The sequence below is a fragment of the Kitasatospora sp. NPDC058478 genome, assembly GCF_042720345.1.
Classification (GTDB): Bacteria; Actinomycetota; Actinomycetes; order Streptomycetales; family Streptomycetaceae; genus Kitasatospora.
This window is the reverse complement of the sequence record NZ_JBHXML010000026.1, coordinates 59229-76961: the sequence shown is the minus strand read 5'-3', so window position 1 is coordinate 76961 and position 17733 is coordinate 59229. Positions and strand designations below refer to the sequence as shown.

At 71.5% G+C, this 17733-nt stretch carries 17 protein-coding genes and 3 tRNA genes; 9 read left to right on the top strand and 11 right to left on the bottom strand.

What is annotated here, in order from left to right; all coding sequences use genetic code 11:
- Nucleotides 1–25: 25 nt before the first annotated feature.
- Nucleotides 26–4012 (bottom strand): ATP-dependent RNA helicase HrpA, encoded by a 3987-nt coding sequence (hrpA, locus tag ACFWPT_RS16670; protein ID WP_063348335.1) that lies wholly within the window; start codon nucleotides 4010–4012, stop codon nucleotides 26–28.
- A gap of 187 nt (nucleotides 4013–4199) precedes the next feature.
- On the opposite strand from hrpA, the gene ACFWPT_RS16665 reads away from it, so the two are divergent.
- Both ACFWPT_RS16665 and ACFWPT_RS16660 read left to right on the top strand, forming a co-directional pair.
- A complete protein-coding gene (locus ACFWPT_RS16665) occupies nucleotides 4200–4730 on the top strand; it encodes a SigE family RNA polymerase sigma factor (protein WP_063348334.1) in 531 nt (176 codons plus the stop codon).
- The gene (locus ACFWPT_RS16660) at nucleotides 4727–5752 is read left to right on the top strand and encodes a hypothetical protein (protein WP_380482376.1); all 1026 of its coding nucleotides are present in this window, start codon (nucleotides 4727–4729) and stop codon (nucleotides 5750–5752) included. The genes ACFWPT_RS16665 and ACFWPT_RS16660 overlap by 4 nt, the downstream gene beginning before the upstream one ends.
- A 125-nt stretch (nucleotides 5753–5877) precedes the next feature.
- Here ACFWPT_RS16660 and ACFWPT_RS16655 read toward each other — a convergent pair whose 3' ends face one another.
- From ACFWPT_RS16655 to ACFWPT_RS16625, 7 genes are all read right to left on the bottom strand, one after another.
- The gene (locus ACFWPT_RS16655) at nucleotides 5878–6423 is read right to left on the bottom strand and encodes a Uma2 family endonuclease (protein WP_380373558.1); all 546 of its coding nucleotides are present in this window, start codon (nucleotides 6421–6423) and stop codon (nucleotides 5878–5880) included.
- Between the two features lie 225 nt (nucleotides 6424–6648).
- Nucleotides 6649–7074: a cytotoxic translational repressor of toxin-antitoxin stability system gene (locus tag ACFWPT_RS16650; RefSeq protein WP_380482374.1), complete on the bottom strand. Its 426-nt coding sequence runs from the start codon at nucleotides 7072–7074 to the stop codon at nucleotides 6649–6651.
- Nucleotides 7071–7487, bottom strand: coding sequence for a prevent-host-death protein (locus ACFWPT_RS16645; protein WP_363376862.1), 417 nt, complete (start codon nucleotides 7485–7487; stop codon nucleotides 7071–7073). Before ACFWPT_RS16645 ends, ACFWPT_RS16650 begins: the two co-directional genes overlap by 4 nt.
- A gap of 177 nt (nucleotides 7488–7664) precedes the next feature.
- A tRNA-Phe gene (locus ACFWPT_RS16640) sits at nucleotides 7665–7738 on the bottom strand.
- Between the two features lie 27 nt (nucleotides 7739–7765).
- Nucleotides 7766–7839, bottom strand: a tRNA-Asp gene (locus tag ACFWPT_RS16635).
- A gap of 55 nt (nucleotides 7840–7894) precedes the next feature.
- Nucleotides 7895–7967: transfer RNA gene (locus tag ACFWPT_RS16630), tRNA-Glu, on the bottom strand.
- 126 nt (nucleotides 7968–8093) lie between these two features.
- Nucleotides 8094–8435 carry a metallopeptidase family protein gene (locus ACFWPT_RS16625; protein WP_063348331.1) on the bottom strand — a complete coding sequence of 114 codons (342 nt, stop codon included), beginning with the start codon at nucleotides 8433–8435 and terminating at the stop codon, nucleotides 8094–8096.
- Between the two features lie 70 nt (nucleotides 8436–8505).
- On the opposite strand from ACFWPT_RS16625, the gene crcB (ACFWPT_RS16620) reads away from it, so the two are divergent.
- The 5 genes from crcB (ACFWPT_RS16620) (at nucleotide 8506) to ACFWPT_RS16600 (ending at nucleotide 14096) form a co-directional block, all read left to right on the top strand.
- Complete coding sequence (gene crcB, locus ACFWPT_RS16620) at nucleotides 8506–9003, top strand: fluoride efflux transporter CrcB (RefSeq protein ID WP_380374905.1); 498 nt, start codon at nucleotides 8506–8508, stop codon at nucleotides 9001–9003.
- On the top strand, nucleotides 9000–9350 hold the full coding sequence (locus tag ACFWPT_RS16615) for a DUF190 domain-containing protein (protein WP_063348329.1): 351 nt from the start codon (nucleotides 9000–9002) through the stop codon (nucleotides 9348–9350). The genes crcB (ACFWPT_RS16620) and ACFWPT_RS16615 overlap by 4 nt, the downstream gene beginning before the upstream one ends.
- Complete coding sequence (gene crcB / locus ACFWPT_RS16610) at nucleotides 9347–9721, top strand: fluoride efflux transporter CrcB (protein WP_380374902.1); 375 nt, start codon at nucleotides 9347–9349, stop codon at nucleotides 9719–9721. The genes ACFWPT_RS16615 and crcB (ACFWPT_RS16610) overlap by 4 nt, the downstream gene beginning before the upstream one ends.
- Nucleotides 9722–10791: 1070 nt before the next feature.
- On the top strand, nucleotides 10792–13017 hold the full coding sequence (locus ACFWPT_RS16605; RefSeq protein WP_380482371.1) for a DEAD/DEAH box helicase: 2226 nt from the start codon (nucleotides 10792–10794) through the stop codon (nucleotides 13015–13017).
- A gap of 212 nt (nucleotides 13018–13229) precedes the next feature.
- A complete protein-coding gene (locus tag ACFWPT_RS16600) occupies nucleotides 13230–14096 on the top strand; it encodes a TIGR02452 family protein (RefSeq protein ID WP_380374898.1) in 867 nt (288 codons plus the stop codon).
- A 75-nt stretch (nucleotides 14097–14171) separates the two neighbouring features.
- Here ACFWPT_RS16600 and ACFWPT_RS16595 read toward each other — a convergent pair whose 3' ends face one another.
- Nucleotides 14172–14498: a hypothetical protein gene (locus ACFWPT_RS16595; protein ID WP_380482369.1), complete on the bottom strand. Its 327-nt coding sequence runs from the start codon at nucleotides 14496–14498 to the stop codon at nucleotides 14172–14174.
- Between the two features lie 21 nt (nucleotides 14499–14519).
- On the opposite strand from ACFWPT_RS16595, the gene ACFWPT_RS16590 reads away from it, so the two are divergent.
- Together ACFWPT_RS16590 and ACFWPT_RS16585 are read left to right on the top strand one after the other, a co-directional pair.
- A complete protein-coding gene (locus ACFWPT_RS16590) occupies nucleotides 14520–15110 on the top strand; it encodes an RICIN domain-containing protein (protein WP_380482367.1) in 591 nt (196 codons plus the stop codon).
- 52 nt (nucleotides 15111–15162) lie between these two features.
- On the top strand, nucleotides 15163–15609 hold the full coding sequence (locus tag ACFWPT_RS16585) for a very short patch repair endonuclease (RefSeq protein ID WP_380482365.1): 447 nt from the start codon (nucleotides 15163–15165) through the stop codon (nucleotides 15607–15609).
- On the opposite strand, the gene ACFWPT_RS16580 is transcribed toward ACFWPT_RS16585, so the two are convergent.
- Nucleotides 15547–16710 carry a DNA cytosine methyltransferase gene (locus tag ACFWPT_RS16580; protein WP_380482363.1) on the bottom strand — a complete coding sequence of 388 codons (1164 nt, stop codon included), beginning with the start codon at nucleotides 16708–16710 and terminating at the stop codon, nucleotides 15547–15549. The two genes, ACFWPT_RS16585 and ACFWPT_RS16580, sit on opposite strands and share 63 nt — an antisense overlap.
- A gap of 142 nt (nucleotides 16711–16852) precedes the next feature.
- Nucleotides 16853–17731: a protein NO VEIN domain-containing protein gene (locus ACFWPT_RS16575; RefSeq protein ID WP_380427455.1), complete on the bottom strand. Its 879-nt coding sequence runs from the start codon at nucleotides 17729–17731 to the stop codon at nucleotides 16853–16855.
- Nucleotides 17732–17733: the final 2 nt, after the last annotated feature.

Here is a 17733-nt window from a genome sequence, read left to right as displayed (position 1 = left end):
GCCCCCGAGGAGGCCGCCGCCCAGCTCAGAGCGTGGCCCTGGCAGCCTCCATCGCCTTGGTGATCCGCTTCTCCGACACCGGGCTCGGCGTGCCCAGCGACTGGGCGAAGAAGCTGACCCGCAACTCCTCGATCATCCAGCGGATCGCCAGCACCTCCGCGGACGGCTGCCGGCCGGCCGGCACCGCCGCCAGCAGCTCCCCGTACTCCCGCTGCACCTGCTGGACCTTCAGCAGCTGCTGGGCGTCCCGCTGCGGGTGGTTGGGCAGCGCCTCCAGCCGGCGGTCCACCGCCAGCAGGTAGCGCTTGAGGTCCGGCAGCCGCTGCCAGCCGGTGTCCGTGACGAAGCCCGGGTGCACCAGGGAGGCCAGGTGCAGCCGGATGTCGTTCACCGCGTTCAGCAGCACCGGGCTGCTCACCGACTTCAGCCGGGTCGAGGCCTTGTGGAAGGCGATCAGCGCGGTGGCCGTCTTCAGTGTGGTGTCCGCGGACAGGTCGTACAGGTCCGCCCGCACCTTGTCGTGCAGCGTGCCGAAGGCCGCCTCGTCCCAGGCCGGTCCGCCGGCCAGGGTCATCAGCCGGTCCGTCGCACAGGCCACCACGTCCTCGAAGAGGGCGTTCACCGAGCCGTGCGGGTTGTGCGAGAGCGCCAGCTTCGCCTGGTTGCCCAGCCGGCCCTGGATCGACTTGGCCGGGGAGGTGGTGGTCAGCATCAGCAGCCGGCGGGTGCCCGCCCACATCGACTGCGTCTGCGCCTGCGGGGTGTCGAACAGCTTCACGCCGACCGACTCCCCCTCGTCCACCAGGGCCGGGTAGGCGCGCAGCGAATGGCCGCGCGAGCGCTGCTCGAAGGTGCGCTGGAGCACGGGCAGGCCGCCCGGCCAGGCGGTCAGCCCGCCCTGCTCGATGCCCTGGCCGGAGGCCGCCGAGGACAGCGTCTCCTTGAGCTTCGGCTTGAGCCGCAGCCGCAGCTCCTCCAGGTCCTTGGACTCGGCGAGCTTGCGGCGGCCGTCCACCACCCGGAAGGTCACCTTGAGGTGGTCCGGCACCCGCTCGTCGTCCCAGGCCTCCGGCGGCACGGTGATGGCCGTCAGGCGCTTGAGGGCGTGCTCCAGGGACGGCAGCAACGGCTCCTGGCGGTCCTTCACCGCGCGCAGCGCCGCCTTCGCGAAGTCCGGCGCCGGCACGAAGTTGCGCCGGATCGCCTTCGGCAGCGACTTGATGTACGCGGTGACCAGCTCCGTCCGCAGGCCCGGGATCTGCCAGTCGAAGCCCTCCGCGGTGACCTGGTTGAGCACCGGCAGCGGGATGTGGACGGTCACGCCGTCCGCGTCGCTGCCCGGTTCGAACTGGTAGGTCAGCTGGAAGCGCAGCTTGCCCTGCTGCCAGTGGTCCGGGTAGTCGGCCTCCGTGACGCCGTCCGCGGAGTCGTTGATCAGCATCGACTTCTCGAAGTTGAGCAGGTCCGGCTGCTCGTGCCGGGCCGTCTTCCACCAGGAGTCGAAGTGCCGGGTGGAGACCACGTCCTCCGGCAGCCGGGCGTCGTAGAACTCGAACAGGGTCTGGTCGTCGACCAGGATGTCCCGGCGCCGGGCCCGGTTCTCCAGCTCCTCGACCTCGCCGAGCAGCTTGCGGTTCTCGGCGAAGAACCGGTGGTGGGTCTCCCAGTCGCCCTCGACCAGCGCGTTGCGGATGAACAGCTCGCGGCACAGCTCCGGGTCGATCCGCCCGTAGTTGACCTTGCGCTGGGCGACGACCGGCATCCCGTAGAGCGTCACCCGCTCGTACGCCAGGACGGCTCCGGCCTTCTTCTCCCAGTGCGGCTCGCTGTACGTCCGCTTGATCAGGTGGCCGGCCAGCGGCTCCACCCACTCCGGCTCGATCTTGGCGTTGATCCGCGCCCACAGCCGGGACGTCTCCACCAGCTCGGCCGACATCACCCAGCGCGGCGGCTTCTTGAACAGGCCCGAGCCCGGGAACACCGCGAACCGGGCGCCGCGCGCGCCGCCGTACTCGCGCTTCTCCACGTCGAACAGGCCGATGTGGGAGAGCAGGCCGGCCAGCAGCGACTGGTGGATCCGGTCGGCGTCCGGCTCGGCGTCCTCGTGCGGCTCCTCGATGGTGACGCCCAACTGCTTGGCGACCGTGCGCAGCTGGGTGTAGATGTCCTGCCACTCCCGTATCCGCAGGTAGTTGAGGAACTCCGCCTTGCACATCCGGCGGAAGGCCGAGGAGGACAGCTCGCGCTGCTGCTCCCGGACGTAGCGCCACATCGCCAGGTAGGACAGGAAGTCGGAGGTCTCCGAGTTGAACCGGCGGTGCCGCTCGTCGGCGGCCTGGCGCTTCTCGGCGGGGCGCTCGCGCGGGTCCTGGATGGACAGCGCGGCGGCGATCACCATCACGTCGCGCACGCAGCCGTTCTTGTCGGCCTCCAGCACCATCCGGGCCATCCGCGGGTCCACCGGGAGCTGGGCCAGTTGGCGGCCGAGCGCGGTGAGGCGCTTGCGCGGGTCCTTCTCGTCCGGGTCCAGCGCGCCCAGCTCGTGCAGCAGGTGCACGCCGTCCTTGATGTTGCGGGAGTCCGGCGGGTCCAGGAACGGGAAGGCGGCGATGTCGCCGAGGCCCGCCGCCGTCATCTGCAGGATCACCGAGGCCAGGTTGGTGCGCAGGATCTCGGCGTCGGTGAACTCGGGGCGGGAGAGGAAGTCCTCCTCCGAGTACAGCCGGATGCAGATGCCGTCGGAGGTGCGGCCGCAGCGGCCCTTGCGCTGGTTGGCGCTGGCCTGGCTGACCGCCTCGATCGGCAGCCGCTGCACCTTGGTGCGGTGGCTGTAGCGGGAGATCCGGGCGGTGCCCGGGTCGATCACGTACTTGATGCCGGGGACGGTGAGGCTGGTCTCGGCGACGTTGGTGGCGAGGACGATCCGGCGGCTGCCGGAGCGCTGGAACACCCGGTGCTGCTCGGCCGAGCTCAGCCGGGCGTACAGCGGCAGGACCTCGGTGGACTTGAGTTTCAGCTTGTCCAGGGCGTCGGCGGTGTCGCGGATCTCGCGCTCGCCGGAGAGGAAGACCAGGATGTCGCCCGGGCCCTCGGCCTGGAGCTCCTGGGCCGCTTCGCAGATCGCCTGGATCTGGTCCCGGTCGCGGTCGGCGTCCGTCGCGTCGTCGTCCTCGTCCAGGTCGTCGACGAGCGGGCGGTACCGGACCTCCACCGGGTAGGTGCGGCCGGAGACCTCGACGATCGGGGCGTCGTTGAAGTGCCGGGCGAAGCGCTGCGGGTCGATGGTCGCGGAGGTGATCACGACCTTGAGGTCCGGTCGGCGCGGGAGCAGCTGCTTGACGTAGCCGAGGATGAAGTCGATGTTGAGGCTGCGTTCGTGCGCCTCGTCGATGATCAGGGTGTCGTACTGGAGCAGTTCGCGGTCGGTCTGGATCTCCGCGAGCAGGATGCCGTCCGTCATCAGCTTGACCAGGGTGTCCTGGCCGACCTGGTCGGTGAACCGGACCTTCCAGCCGACCGCCTCGCCCAGCGGGGTGCGCAGCTCCTCCGCGACCCGCTCGGCGACCGTACGGGCGGCGATCCGGCGCGGCTGGGTGTGGCCGACCAGACCGCGCACGCCGCGGCCCAGCTCCAGACAGATCTTCGGGATCTGGGTGGTCTTGCCGGAGCCGGTCTCACCCGCGACGATCACCACCTGGTGGTCCCGGATGGCCGCCAGGATCTCGTCCTTCTTCTGGCTGACCGGCAGCTCGGCGGGATAGCTGATCGGTGGGACGGCACCGCGGCGCTGCTCGACCAGCAGCTCGGCGCGGTCGATGTCGGCGGCGATCTGGGCGGCGACCTTCTGCCGGGCCTCGGGCTTGCGGACCCGACGGGCCCCCTCCAGTCGGCGCCCGATCCGCACCTGGTCGCGCAGGGTCAGCTCGGGCAGGCGGGCGGCCAGCTCACCGATACCGGGACCCTCGGCGGGTGCGGGGGCGGACTGGACTGCGGGAGAACTCACTGCGGGCATCCCTCTAGGTTCGCAAGGAGGTACGGCGGCGCGCACCTCGGTTTTCGAGCCTCTCCAGTGTCACAGCCACCGGCGGCCGAGCGCGAACGGCGGGCCCGGGTGCCGGTGGCGTCGGGCCGGACGGCTCCGGGCCGGGCCAGGCAACGGTTCGCGGCGGTTTCGGGCTCTGGGGGTTGAGGAGGTGCTCATGGGAGCCCAGAAGACCGCGAGGGACGAGGAGTTCCGCGCGTTCACCGGCAGCGCGTGGACGCGGCTGCTCAGGACGGCGTACCTGCTCGCGGGGGACAGGCACACCGCCGAGGACCTGGTCCAGCAGGCCCTGGAGCGGGCGTACGTCGCCTGGAGCCGGGTCCGGGCGGCCGACGACCCGCACGCCTACGTGCGCCGGATCCTGATCAACGAGCACGCCCGGCGGTTCCGCCGCCGAGCGGCCGAGGACCTGGTCACCGCCGTCCCCGACCGGGCCGCACCCGAGGGCCCCGACGGCTACGCGCGGCTGGACGAACGGGCGGCGCTGCTCACGGCCCTCGGCACGCTGCCGCCCCGGCAGCGGCAGGCCGTCGTGCTGCGGTACTGGGAGGACCTCACCGAGACCCAGACCGCCGCGGCGATGGGCTGCTCGGTCGGGACGGTGAAGAGCCAGGCGGCCAGAGGCCTGGCCAAGCTGCGGGAGGCCTCCTCACTCAACGGGCTGGCGAGCATCGGAGGCGGAAGATGAGCAACGAGGGCAACGTGGGCGGCGAGGGCGCCATGGGCAACGTGGGCGGTGTGGGCGGCGAGGACACGGCCGGGGCAGGGGCCGGGGGCGCGGCCGGCGCCGAGGCCGCGGCGGCGCGCGTCCTGGGCGAGCTGGCCGGAAGCGTCGAGATCGGAGCCGTCCCGTACGACCGGCTGGTCGCCGGGGGGCGGCGCCGGCTGCGGCGCCGGCGGCTGCTGACCAGCGGGGCGGTGGCGGTGCTGGTCGCGGCGGCCGTCGTCGGGGGGACGGCGCTCGGCGGGCTCGGGCGGGGGCGGGGGCCGGGCAACGCGGCCGACGCGGGGGCGGTGGTGGCGGACGCCTCGACCGTCACCGCCGCGGAGGCTGCCGGGGCCGCCGGGGCCGCCGGGGGCACCGCAGGCACCACCGCGACACCGACCGCTCCCGCGCGGGATCCGTTCACCCCGGTCCGGGTCGTGGTCGGCCACGGCACCACGAACGGCAGGCAGTGGCAGGCGTGGGCCGCGTTCTGGCCGGCGGCCGCCACCAAGGAGGACGCCCTCCGACAGGCCCGGCTGATCTGGGAGGACCGGCACGCGGCCATCCCGCAACTGCCGGAGACCACCCGGGCGGACATCGACCGGAGCTGGCGCCCGGACGTGGACCTGGTGAACCTCTACGCCACCGTGGACGGGCAGCGCCAGGTAGACGACGCGATGCACGACACCCCCGCCCCGGGGGTGCCGGACGGGGCGATCATCGACCGGGCCACCTCCGGAGGAGGGACGATGCTCGGGTTCAAGGGCGGGGAGCTGGGCGCCTCACCGGTGGTGATCGCCGGGGTCCGGCCCCGGGTCGCGAAGATCGTGGTCACCTGGGACACCGGCGGCATCAGCGAGTCGGCGCCGGTCGCCCTCGGGGACTCCCCGACGCGCTGGTACGCGATCGCCAGGAAGCCGGGCGCCCAGGCCCGCACGTTCACGTACTACGCGGCGGACGGCTCCGTGCTGGGCACCGACGCCAGCTGGTTCCGCTCCTACTGAACCCTCCCGGCGCCGTGCCGGCCTGACCGCCCTCGCCCCCACGATCACCCCCCGGCTGCTCGTGGTCGAGGGCGGCGGGGACCGGACTCCCGGCGCGAGCTGACGCGAGGGGGAGCCGCCCGAGATCAGCAGGGCAGCAGGTCGCCGGTGACCAGCTCGAAGCCGAAGGGCTCCGGAACGCGCATCGTCTCGCCGAACGCGATGTCCTCGCGCCGGTGGTACCGGGCGCCGTCCGGCCTGCTGAAGAGGGTGACGGTCTTCTCCCGCGCGTCGACCAGGAGGTACAGCGGGATCCCCATCAGCGGGTAGTCCCGCACCTTCCCGACCCAGTCGTTCTCGGGGTTGGAGGGCGAGACCAGCTCGACCGCGATCGCGGCCAGCTCGGCGGGCACCTGGTTGTCGGTGGTGGCCAGCGCGTCGTCCGGAAGGTACGTCAGGTCGGGATTGCGGCTCTTCCCGACGTTGGGCGAGATCAGATCGGTGTTCTCGCTCGGCAGCAGCCCGGCCGGGGTGTGGGCGTCGAACTGCCGGCGCACCACCAGCAGGTTGCGCTGGTGGATCCCCGAGGGGCTCACCGTCATGGTGATGGTGTCGCCGGAGAGCTCCACCTTGAAGCCGTCGGGCAGGCTCCTGCGGGCCGCTTCCAGGAGCTCGAAGTGTTCCGGGGTCATGAGTGCGACGCCTCCCGAACCGAATCCACCGGTGTCCGGCACCCAGCGTAGTCGGCGCCCGGCCCCAGGCCCCGGGCCCCAGGCCCGCGGAACGGCGGAAGCCCCGCAGCGAAATCTTGGGTTCCAACGGTCGTCGCAACACCCCAGTTCAAGGTGTGCGATGGACTTCGAGATCTGCGGGGGCCGGAAGCCGCAGCGGCCCAGGCGGCGACCCGGCAACTGGTGTCAGTGGCCCTCGGTCCAGAACTGCTGGAGTCGCGCGATCGCCTGGGCCTTGTTCAGCTCGGCGACCTGGTTCTCGGTGAGTCCGACACGGTTGATCAGCATGTGGACCAGATCTGCGGGAAGCGCCTCGCGTGGTGGCTCGGGCGCGCCTCGATCGGGAAGCGCGCCGTCCAGGACGCACGGCCAGAAGACATCCTCTGTCACATCCAGCTGATCGCGGAGGACGTGCGCCCACATGCCCGCGCCGTACACGCTGCGGTCGACCGGATGCGACACCCGAGTACGCAGGATCCGCCCGTCGGGGAGCCCGAATTCGTAGGTGACGTGGTGGGTGCCGGTGCGGCCGCGCGCGTCACGTACGCGTTCCCAGCCTTCAACCTTGCAGAACTGCTCGTGCCGTTCGCGTGTCGGCTGGGGCCAGGTCACTTCGCGACTCCGAGCAGCCAATCACGGAGTTGTGCGTCGTCGCTGAGACCGATCAGCTGAACCAGGCCCCAGTTGTCGCGATGGTTCGGAGCGCTCAGCAGTCGGTCCTGCCAGTCCTCCGCATACTCGCGGAGCGCGTCGATCATCTCGTCGATGGCCTCGTCGAACGTGCCGCCGTCCGCTGCGACCGGCAGGCCGGGGAAGAACACCGACCAGCCACCGCCCTCGGCGACCACCTCGGCCTTGGAGGGGCACAACAGCGTGAGGGCGCGGCGTAGCCGCCCTGCGTCGACTACGGCCGCGTATCCGGTGTCCCGGCGAACGGTCGCGATCCGGCCTTGCCCCGCTGCGTCCAGCAGATCCTTCAGGTGCGCTCGGGCTTCGGTGTAGCTCTCGTAGTGGACTGCTGTCATGGGAAGCCTCCTCGTCCGAGAACCAGGGTCGCGCGGCCGGTGAAGTACGTCAAGTACGTCACGTACTTGACGTCATGCGGGAGGGCGGTGACCGTCGGCTGTGCCGTTGGCGTCGAACAACGCGAAAATGCCCCCGAAGCGAGCTGCTTCGGGGGCATAATGCCTGGTCATGCGTTGTGGCCAGGGCCGGGGTCGAACCGGCGACCTTCCGCTTTTCAGGCGGACGCTCGTACCAACTGAGCTACCTGGCCGTACTGCACCGCCTCTTGCGAGACGAGCGATCCCGACGGGACTTGAACCCGCGACCTCCACCTTGACAGGGTGGCGAGCTAACCAACTGCTCCACGGGACCTTGTAGTGGTTTCCCACTAAGGTCTTGCGGCACTGCTTTTTACTACGGTACTGCGTGCCCCCAACGGGATTCGAACCCGTGCTACCGCCTTGAAAGGGCGGCGTCCTGGGCCACTAGACGATGAGGGCTTGCGGCCTGTCCCGCTGTTCCCAGCGTTCGGGGACGTCGAGAAGCATATGGGATGCAGGGCGGATCGCCAAAACGGGTTTCGGCCGGGCGGGTGGGGGCCGCCCGAGGGCCGCTCACGGCGGGGGTCAGGACCAGCCGAGTTCGTCGAGTTCGTGGTCGTCGAAGCCGAAGTGGTGGGCGACCTCGTGGATGACCGTGGTGCGGACTTCGGCGACGACCTGGTCGTGGGTCTCGCAGTGCCGGAGGGTGGGGCCGCGGTAGATGAGGATCCGGTCGGGCAGGACGCCCGCGTACCACTCGCCGCGTTCGGTGAGCGGGGTGCCCTCGTAGAGGCCGAGGAGTTCCGGGTCGGCGGGGTCGGGCTCGTCCTCGACGAAGACGGCGACGTTGTCCATCATGGCCGCGAGCTGCGGGGGAATCTGGTCGAGGGCGTCGCTGACCAGCGTCTCGAACTCGTCCCGGGTCATCTCCACCGGTTCATTGTCGGGTCTGGAGTGACGCTGTGCCAGACGGCGGGAGCCGGTGTTTGATGGGGTTATGGCGACCTCGGACGGCACGGTGGACGGCCCGGCGCGGACCCGGCCGGTGGGCGAAGGGGCGGTCGCCCGGAGACGGCCGCCGGTGTGGCGCGGGCAGGGGCCGGCCGTGGCGGTGATCGCGGTGGGCGGGGCGATCGGGTCGGTGGCGCGGTACGGCGCCGGGCTGGCCTGGGCGAACGGCCCGGCGGCGTTCCCGTGGACGACGCTGCTGATCAACGTGGTCGGGTGCGCGGTGATCGGGGTGTTCCTGGTGGTGATCACCGAGGGGCGTCCGGCGCACCCGCTGCTGCGGCCGTTCTTCGGCACCGGGGTGCTGGGCGGCTTCACCACCTTCTCGACGTACGCGGTGGACATCCGGCGGCTGGTGGAGGAGGGGCGGCTCGGGCTCGGGCTGGCGTACCTGGGGCTGACGCTGCTGGGCGCGCTCGGCGCGGTGTGGGTGGCGGCCGGGCTGACGCGCCGTCTGGTCGCCCGTGCAGGCGGGGGCGTGCGGTGAGCAGGTTGAGCGGGCCGGCGCTGCGGCTGACCGTGCTGGTGGGGGAGAACGACCGCTGGCACCACCGGCCGCTGTACAGCGAGATCGTGCACCGGGCGCGGGCGGCGGGGCTGGCCGGGGCGAGCGTGTTCCGGGGGATCGAGGGGTTCGGGGCGTCGTCGCTGGTGCACACGGCGCGGCTGCTGTCGCTGAGCGAGGACCTGCCGGTGGCGGTGGTGATCGTGGACGAGGAGGAGCGGGTGCGGGCGTTCCTGCCGCAGTTGGACGGGCTGGTGGCGGAGGGCTTGGTGCTGCTGGACCGCTGCGAAGTGGTCAGGTACGTGGGGCGGGAAGGGGCTTCGGGGTGAACTGGCTGCTGGTGGTGGCGGGCGCGGTGGTCGGCGCGCCGCTGCGGTACCTGACCGACCGGGCGGTGCAGGCCCGGCACGACTCGGTGTTCCCCTGGGGGACGTTCGCGGTGAACGCGGTCGGCTGCACGGTGCTCGGCCTGGTGACCGGGGCGGTGGCGGCGGGGGCCGCGTCCCCGCAGGTCCAGGTGCTGCTGGGGACGGGGCTGTGCGGGGCGCTGACCACGTACTCGACCTTCTCGTACGAGACGCTGCGGCTGGTCGAGACCGGGGCGGGGCGTTTCGCGCTGGCGAACGTGGTGGGCAGCGTGGCGGTGGGGCTGGCCGCGGTGTACGCGGGGGCGGGGCTGGCCTCGGCGTTCTGGGGCTGAGCAGGCCGCCGGTCTGCCGGTTCGGCGGGCTGTGGCGGAGGCGGCCCGGGCGCTTCCTGGCGCGCTGCCCGTGTCCCGTCGGGGCGGGCGCGCGTTGGGCACCGAAAAGCGGCCGCGCGAGCAGTGGGCGGCCCGGGTGGGGCGGTGGAGAGGGAGCTCGGTGGCTTCGGTGCGGGCGGTTCGGGCGGTGGTGCGTACGGCTTCGGCGCGTGCGGTTTCGGCGCGTACGGCTTCGGTGCGTGCGGCGGCGGTGCTGGCGGTGGCCGGGCTGGGGCTGACGGGGTGCATGTCGGTCGGTCCGGAGGCGGAGGTGAAGCGCGGGGTGGCGCCGGTCGGGCAGGTCGGTCCGGCGGGCAAGCCGGGGGTGACGAGCGGGCCGTCGGCCTCGCCGAGCGGCGTGCATCCGGGGAGTGCGTCCGGGCGCCCGGAGCGTCCGGGGGGCTTGCAGGGCGAGAACGCGCCGGCCGGGGCGACGGCCACGGCGGCGGGCGAGGTCGCGCCCGGCGTGAACGGCGCGGCCGCCGGCGTGGTCCCGGTGCCGGGGGCGCCCGCCGTGGACCCCGCGCCGGCCGGCACCGGCGCGAACGGTTCGGCGGGGGGCGTGAGTGCCAGCCCCGCGCCCCGGCCGGGCGGCGGCGCGTCGGCCGGTACCGGCGGTGCGGCGGGTACCGGGGGCGCGGGCGGGGCCGGCGGCACCGGTGAGGGCCGCTCCGGCGGTACGGCGGGCACGCCGTCGGCCACGCCGAGCAGCCGCCCCTCGACGTCCCCCGAGCCCGAGCACACCTCACCGGCCGCGACCGTCCCACCGACCCCGGAGCCCTCGGCCGGTAACTCCGGTTCCTCGGCCCCGAGCCCGCATGCGGGTGGGCATTAGCGGTCTGGCCAGGGCATTTGCCTCTGATCCCGAGGTTCGTCTATGGTGGTAGATCGTTCGTTTGATTCATTTGACTGGCGCCCTATTCCCATCTGGCGCCCTTGGCGCGTTCCGGCGATCCGTGGCTGACCGCATAGAGGCGGTTGTGAAACAGAACCCCCGGACTTTGGCGCGTGCCACTTCCGGAAGGTTTTACATGTCTCTCGTTGACGACGCCCGCTTCGCCATGCCCGCGAGCGAGGCCGCCGCCGATGTCACCGACACCGCCGACACCCTCACCGACACCGTCGAGGCCGTTGAGGCCGTCGAGCCCACCGACGCCGACGTCGAGCTGAACGCCGACGCCGTCGAGGCCGAGGAGCCCGCCGAGCCCACCATCACCTTCGGCGACCTGGGCCTGCACGACGACGTCGTGCGCGCCCTCGCCAAGCGCGGTGTCACCACCCCGTTCCCGATCCAGGCCGCGACCATCCCGGACGCCCTGGCCGGCAAGGACGTGCTGGGCCGTGGCCGTACCGGCTCCGGCAAGACCCTCAGCTTCGGCCTGCCGCTGCTGACCCGCCTCGCCGACGGCGAGCGCACCAAGCCCAAGCACCCGCGCGGCCTGATCCTCGTCCCGACCCGTGAGCTGGCCATGCAGGTGGCCGACGCCCTGGAGCCGTTCGGCTCGGTGCTCGGCCTCAAGCTCAAGGTCGTCTGCGGCGGCACCTCGATGTCGAACCAGATCTACGCGCTGGAGCGTGGCGTCGACGTCCTGGTCGCCACCCCCGGCCGTCTGCGCGACCTGCTGAACCGCGGCAGCGCCAAGCTGGCCGACGTCCGGACCGTCGTGCTCGACGAGGCCGACCAGATGGCCGACATGGGCTTCCTGCCCGAGGTCACCGAGATCCTCGACCAGGTGCCGGCCGGTGGCCAGCGCCTGCTGTTCTCCGCCACCCTGGAGAACGAGATCGACACCCTGGTCAAGCGCTACCTGAAGAACCCGGTCACCCACGAGGTCGACCCGTCGGCCGGCGCGGTCACCACCATGACCCACCACATCCTCGTGGTGAAGCCCAAGGACAAGGCGCCGATCACCAACGCGATCGCCGCCCGCAAGGGCCGCACGATCATCTTCGTCCGCACCCAGATGGGCGCCGACCGCGTCGCCGAGCAGCTCATCGAGGCCGGCGTGAAGGCCGACGCGCTGCACGGCGGGATGACCCAGGGCGCCCGTACCCGCGTCCTCGGCGACTTCAAGGACGGCTACGTCAACGTCGTCGTCGCCACCGACGTCGCCGCCCGCGGCATCCACGTCGACGGCATCGACCTGGTCCTCAACGTGGACCCGGCCGGCGACCACAAGGACTACCTGCACCGCTCCGGCCGCACCGCCCGGGCCGGGCGCTCCGGCGCCGTCGTCACCCTGGTGCTGCCGCACCAGCGCCGCGGCGTCTTCCGCCTGATGGAGGACGCGGGCGTCGACGCCTCGCGCCACATCCTCGACCACGCCTTCGACGCCGAGGTCGCCAAGATCACCGGCGCCCGTTCGCTGATCGAGGTCCAGGCCGAGAGCGCGGCCGGCATCGCCGGTGCCGCCGAGCGCGAGCTCGCCGACATGACCCGCCAGCTGGAGCGCGCGCAGCGCCGCACCACCGAGCTGCGCGAGGAGGCCGACCGCCTGGCCGCGCGGGCCGCCCGCGAGCGGGCCGAGCTGGGCATCGAGGACGAGGCCCCGGCCGCCGAGGCGGGCGACGAGGCCGCTGCGGAGACCCCGGCCACCGAGGCGCCGGCCCCGGCCGCCGCGCCGCAGGCCGAGGAGCGCACGCCGTCGTACCGCGAGGCACGCACCGAGCGTCCGGCCTTCAACCGCGACCGTGACGACCGTGGTGGCCGTTCCGGTGGCTTCAACCGTGACCGTGACGACCGTGGTGGCCGTTCCTTCGGTGACCGTGACGACCGTGGCGGCGCCCGCTCGGGTGGCTTCAACCGCGACCGTGACGACCGTGGCGGCCGTTCCTTCGGTGACCGTGACGACCGTGGCGGCGCCCGCTCGGGCGGTTTCAACCGTGACCGCGACGACCGCGGCGGCCGTTCCTTCGGCGACCGTCCGGCCCGCACCGGTGGTGGCTTCGACCGCGACCGTTCCGGTGGCTTCAACCGTGACCGCGACGACCGCGGTGGCCGCTCCTTCGGCGACCGCCCGGCCCGCACCTTCGGTGACCGCCCGTCCTTCGGCCGGGACCGTGACGAGCGCGGCGGCAGCAACAACCGTCCGTTCGCGCGTCGTGACGACCACCGCTCCGGCGGCCGTCCGCAGGCCTCCGGTGGTGGCTTCGGCCGTGACCGTGACGACCGTGGCGGCGCCCGCTCGGGCGGCTTCGACCGCGACCGTTCCGGTGGCTTCAACCGTGACGACCGCAAGCCGCGCTGGAAGAACTGACGCCGTACGGCCGGTGGTTGACCACCGGCAGCTGAACAGCTGAACAGCTGAACACACACGACGGGCCCGCTCCATGCACTGGAGCGGGCCCGTCGTGTTCCCCCGATACCCCCGGGTACCTCCCCCGGTACCCCTTGCACCCCCGAGGTGTTGTTCTGCAGCTGAGAATAACCTGTGGCGCGGCCCGGCGGAAGTCCCGTAGCGTCCCGGACATGAGCAGCAGACTGCATGACGTGGCCCGGGTGAACGAGGAGATCGCCGAGCGGGGGAGCTACCGGGCAGCCGGTGGCGAACTCGTCACGGTGGGGGAGCAGTTGGCGGCCGCCAGGGCCGGCACGGTGTCGTACGCGCCGCCGGCGCTGGACGCGCTGCTGCGGGGCGGGGGCCCGGGGCCAGGGCCGGATCGGCCCGGTGGGCCCGTCGGGGCGGTGGAGGTGACGGCCGAAGGCAGCATCGAGGCCGCCCGGCGCCTGGTCGAGGGCGGGGCGGGCCCGGTCGGGGTGCTCAACTTCGCCTCCGCGCGCAACCCCGGCGGCGGCTACCTGCGCGGCGCCCGCGCCCAGGAGGAGGACCTGTGCCGCAGCGCGCTGCTCTACACCTGCCTGCTGGAGGCGCCGGACTACTACGAGGCGCACCGCGCCTCCACCGACCTCCGGTACAGCCACCGGGTGATCGTCTCGCCCGACGTACCGGTGATCCGCGGCCGGGGCGGCGACCTGCTGGCGCGGCCGTACCCGGTCACCTTCCTGACCTCGCCCGCACCCAACGCGGGCCAGCTGGAACGGCGCTCGGCCGACGTGGACGTCCGGGGCGTGCTCGCCGAGCGGGCCGTCCGGGTGCTCGCGGCGGCGGCCCGGCACGAGGTCCGCACGCTGGTGCTCGGGGCCTGGGGCTGCGGGGTGTTCCGCAACGACCCGGCCCAGGTCGCCGAGGCCTTCGAGGGCGCGCTCTCCCGGTACGGGGCGGCCTTCGAACAGGTGGTGTTCGCGGTCTGGGACCGCTCACCGGTCTCGGCGAACCGGGCCGCGTTCGAGGCGCGGTTCGGCGGGGCGGCGCAGCCCGGCGCGGCGGTGCGCTGAGGCCGCCGCCAGGTGCCGCCGGTGAGGCCGCCGAGGCCGGTGAGCGGGCTGGCGCACGGCTCGCGCCGGGTGCCGCTACCGCTTGCGGGCGGCCAGCGCCGTCGCGGCCGTCGAGGCCGCCGCGACCACACCGGTGACGGCGAAGACCGACGGCCAGGCGCCGATCTTCTTCGCCAGCGGATGCGAGCCGCCGAACGCCGCCACGTACAGGCCGGTCAGCGCCGCCGCGGTGGCCGCACCCGAGCTGCGGTGCCACTGCGCGGCCGCCCCGGCACCGGCCACCGCCAGCACCGCGCCGCCCAGTTCGCGCCGGCCGCTCCAGCGGGCGACGCCGTAACCGCCCACCAGGCCGCTCGCCGCGGTCAGCGCGGCGGCCGAGAGCACGTTGGGGACCTTCGCCATCGTCGACTCCACTCGTAGAGGTTGTCCCGACTTCCTGTTCCGGCTTCCGACCATAGCCCGCCCGCCCCGCGCCCGTCCGGGCCTCCAGTCTCCAGCAGGCCGCCGTCCTCTCCGGCGTCCTCGGCTACGAGGCCTGTCAGCCCCCGCTGGCAGACTGCGAGCGTGACTGACACCGAGATCACCGACGGCCGCTACCAGATCCGCAACGTCGACAGCGGCCTGCTGCTCGAAGTCGCCGACGGCAGCCGACGCAGCGGCGCCCGCGTCCGCCAGGGCGCGGACGACGGCTCCGACGCCCAGCTCTGGCAGCTCACCGCCGTCCACCTGGGCGGCGCCCTTTTCCACCTGGAGAACGCCGCCAGTGGCAAGCGCCTCGACGTCACCGGCGCCTCCACCGACGACGGCGTCCCCATCCAGCAGTGGTCCGCCAACGCCTTCGGCGCCCAGGAGTGGCTCCTCGAAGCCCACGTGGATGCTCCCGGCACCTACACCATCACCAGCTTCATCAGCGGCAAGCCCCTCACCGCCGCCGCACCCCCCGACCCCACCGTCCACCAGTGGGAGGACACCGACTCGCCCGCCCAGTGGTGGCGCTTCGAACGCCAGGACTGACGTCGACTGCGTTCTAGCCTGGAGACAGAGGTTTGATCAAGGTAGGGAAGTCATGACTGACAGCTGGGTCCCGCCGAAGGGCTCGTGGGCGTCCTCCGCAGCGCGCCGACGGAATATGCAGGCGATCCGTAGCCGTGACACCAAGCCAGAGTTGCGGATCAGGCAGCTTGTCCACGCGGGCGGCTTGCGATATCGGGTGGCTGCTCGTCCACTGCCAGGCCTGCGCCGGACGGCTGACTTGGTGTTCGGTCCGGCGAAGGTCGCCGTTTTTGTGGACGGTTGCTACTGGCACGGGTGTCCCGAGCACTACGTCTCTCCCAGAACAAATCCAGGTTATTGGTCGGAAAAAGTAACCCGGAATGTCTTGCGTGATCGCGATACGGACTCCCGGCTAGAGGAAGCTGGATGGATCGTCCTCAGGTTCTGGGAGCACGAGTCACCAGAGGAATGTGCCCTGGTCATCGACGGCGCCGTTAGAGCCCGGCGTGGAGGATGGTGACAGCTGCGGGTCATCCTCCGGCCGAGGGCCGAGCCGAAGCACCTCGGCAATGCTCTCCCCAAACGCCTTGGCCACCGGTGGCGGGAATGCGTTTCCGACCTGACGGTAGCGGGCCGTCTTCCCACCTTCGAAATGCCAGTCCTCAGGGAAACCCTGGATGATGGCTGCCTGCTGGACGGTGAGCTTCGGGCCGTTGTTGTCGAGGAGGTCGCGGAGCACGTTGGTCTCCTCGCCAGCATCGTTGGCCACGCCCATCGCGTCGATGCCGAGGGCCTTCCAGGCGGCCTTGGCGCGGCTGGGGCCAAGATCGGCGCCGCCGTGCTTCTTTGAGCCTCCGACAAGAGTGGGCGCGACGTCCTTTGTGCGAGCCTGGCTCTTCCAGTGTTGATGCCTCGCCTCAAGCTGGTCAGCGAGTTCCGGGTAGAGCTTCTTCGCCTGCCGGTAGCGTTCGCTCATGCTCTTCTTCAGCGCCTCAAAGACCGTCGTGCGCCCGGCTTTCCCGGTGGGCCACTGGAACTTCTCCACGTAATACTTCGTGTGGATGGCAACAAGAATTGCCCGCGGCCGGAGCTGGGGGACGCCGTAGTCGGCCGACTCGATGACGTCCCACTTGTAGACGTGATAACCGAGCTCTTCCAGCTCCGAGATGATCTGCTTCCGGTATCCGGAGAACTTGTGCTCGGGCTGGAGGAGGCCGCGGACATTTTCGATCATGACGGCCTTGGGGAGAATCTTCCCAACCAGTTTGAGCATGGTCGGAAAAAGGTCCCGCTCGTCGTCCTGCCCGAGTTGGTGGCCGGCCAGCGAGAACGGCGGGCAGGGGACTCCGCCTGCTAGCAGGTCGATTTCGAACGGTTCGAACTTTGGCAAGCGATCGGCTGGCTCGAATTCTTTTACATCTAGCTGGTGGACGGCTTTGTTTTTCCGCTCCCATTCCCACCCATCGCGCTGCTCCACGTTCTTTCTCAGAGCAGCAGCCGCATGCTTGTCCAGCTCGACGAGCGCGAGGTGCCTGAAGCCGGCCTGGTGGAGGCCGACCGCTTGGCCGCCAGCGCCCGCACAGATCTCGACTGAGGTCAGCCGGTTGGCACTGGTCGTCATGGGTCGTCCTCCCTTGCTGTGACACGCAAAAGCCAAGTGTCGCAGAGGCGGAGGCGTGCTGTGCCCGCTGGACTCGTCGGCACCTGTTGGTGGCTCCGGCTGATTGTGCCAGGAAGCTAGGACAGTGTGACTGCCTGCTCACCTACTGGGGGGCTGTGCCGGTTCCGGCGAGAAGAAGAGCAGACGGGTTCTGGCCCGGTGGGCCGGACGCGGTGTCTGTCCGGATCCACTGCCTGACCGCAGGAATCCCCGGTGTCAGGGCCGTCGAGGGGACCAGCAGCCGGGCCGAGGCCCACTGTGAACTGCGGGTTTGCCGGTCGACTGGGACGACGTCGGCGATCCATTCCCGGGCGACGGTGGTGACGGACGCCAACCGGTCCTGTCGGTCGAGGACCAGGAAAACCAGGTACCACGCGGAGTCGGCCCGCATCGTCTCGTACTCATGGCGTGACAGGAACAGCACCCTTGCGTCGGCGTTTGAGGTGCTTTTCACTTCGAGGTGGACGCTGCAGCGGTCTGACTCCACCGCGATGTCGTAGCCGAATCGGTCCGAGACCGCAGACACGTGGAGGACTTCCGCATGCACCGTGCGCTGGAGCAGTGCCACCAGGGCGTTCTCCCCCGCGGCTCCGAGCCGTGCGCGCTCGACGAGCCAGGCCTTGGAGACTGCCGTCGCCGCGTCACTGCTGCTGAGACCGAGAGTGGCAGCCAGCCTCTGCCCCGCCAGCGGCAGCTCGGGTTTGGTGGAGGCAGTGCCGGAGCTGTCGTCCAGCCAGTCTGGACGCGCCGCCTCAAGGGATCTGTCCAGCAACTGAAGACGGAGCAACCGTTCCTCCGTTGGGGACTGCGTGACCGGCTGGCGAGGTACTGGCACCAAACCTATCCGCCGCAGCCAGGCCAGGCCGTCGTCGTACTGGCCGGGGGTCAGGTCGGAAAACGAGTCGTGGCTGGTGAAGAGGGCCCGCACCCGGAAGATGTCGTCCGTGCGCAGTGCACGGAGCCAGCGCAGTGCGGCCCTCATGG

Bases quoted from the DNA above. Each gene is read 5' to 3' on its own strand.
- ACFWPT_RS16625 (WP_063348331.1), bottom strand. From the start codon at position 8,435: ATGACCCGGGACGAGTTCGAGACGCTGGTCAGCGACGCCCTCGACCAG.
- ACFWPT_RS16600 (WP_380374898.1), top strand. From the start codon at position 13,230: ATGAGCAGCAGACTGCATGACGTGGCCCGGGTGAACGAGGAGATCGCC.
- ACFWPT_RS16660 (WP_380482376.1), top strand. From the start codon at position 4,727: ATGAGCAACGAGGGCAACGTGGGCGGCGAGGGCGCCATGGGCAACGTG.
- ACFWPT_RS16580 (WP_380482363.1), bottom strand. From the start codon at position 16,710: ATGACGACCAGTGCCAACCGGCTGACCTCAGTCGAGATCTGTGCGGGC.
- ACFWPT_RS16585 (WP_380482365.1), top strand. From the start codon at position 15,163: ATGACTGACAGCTGGGTCCCGCCGAAGGGCTCGTGGGCGTCCTCCGCA.
- ACFWPT_RS16655 (WP_380373558.1), bottom strand. From the start codon at position 6,423: ATGACCCCGGAACACTTCGAGCTCCTGGAAGCGGCCCGCAGGAGCCTG.
- ACFWPT_RS16575 (WP_380427455.1), bottom strand. From the start codon at position 17,731: ATGAGGGCCGCACTGCGCTGGCTCCGTGCACTGCGCACGGACGACATC.
- ACFWPT_RS16605 (WP_380482371.1), top strand. From the start codon at position 10,792: ATGTCTCTCGTTGACGACGCCCGCTTCGCCATGCCCGCGAGCGAGGCC.
- hrpA (WP_063348335.1), bottom strand. From the start codon at position 4,012: ATGCCCGCAGTGAGTTCTCCCGCAGTCCAGTCCGCCCCCGCACCCGCC.
- crcB (WP_380374905.1), top strand. From the start codon at position 8,506: ATGGCGACCTCGGACGGCACGGTGGACGGCCCGGCGCGGACCCGGCCG.
- ACFWPT_RS16645 (WP_363376862.1), bottom strand. From the start codon at position 7,487: ATGACAGCAGTCCACTACGAGAGCTACACCGAAGCCCGAGCGCACCTG.
- ACFWPT_RS16595 (WP_380482369.1), bottom strand. From the start codon at position 14,498: ATGGCGAAGGTCCCCAACGTGCTCTCGGCCGCCGCGCTGACCGCGGCG.
- ACFWPT_RS16665 (WP_063348334.1), top strand. From the start codon at position 4,200: ATGGGAGCCCAGAAGACCGCGAGGGACGAGGAGTTCCGCGCGTTCACC.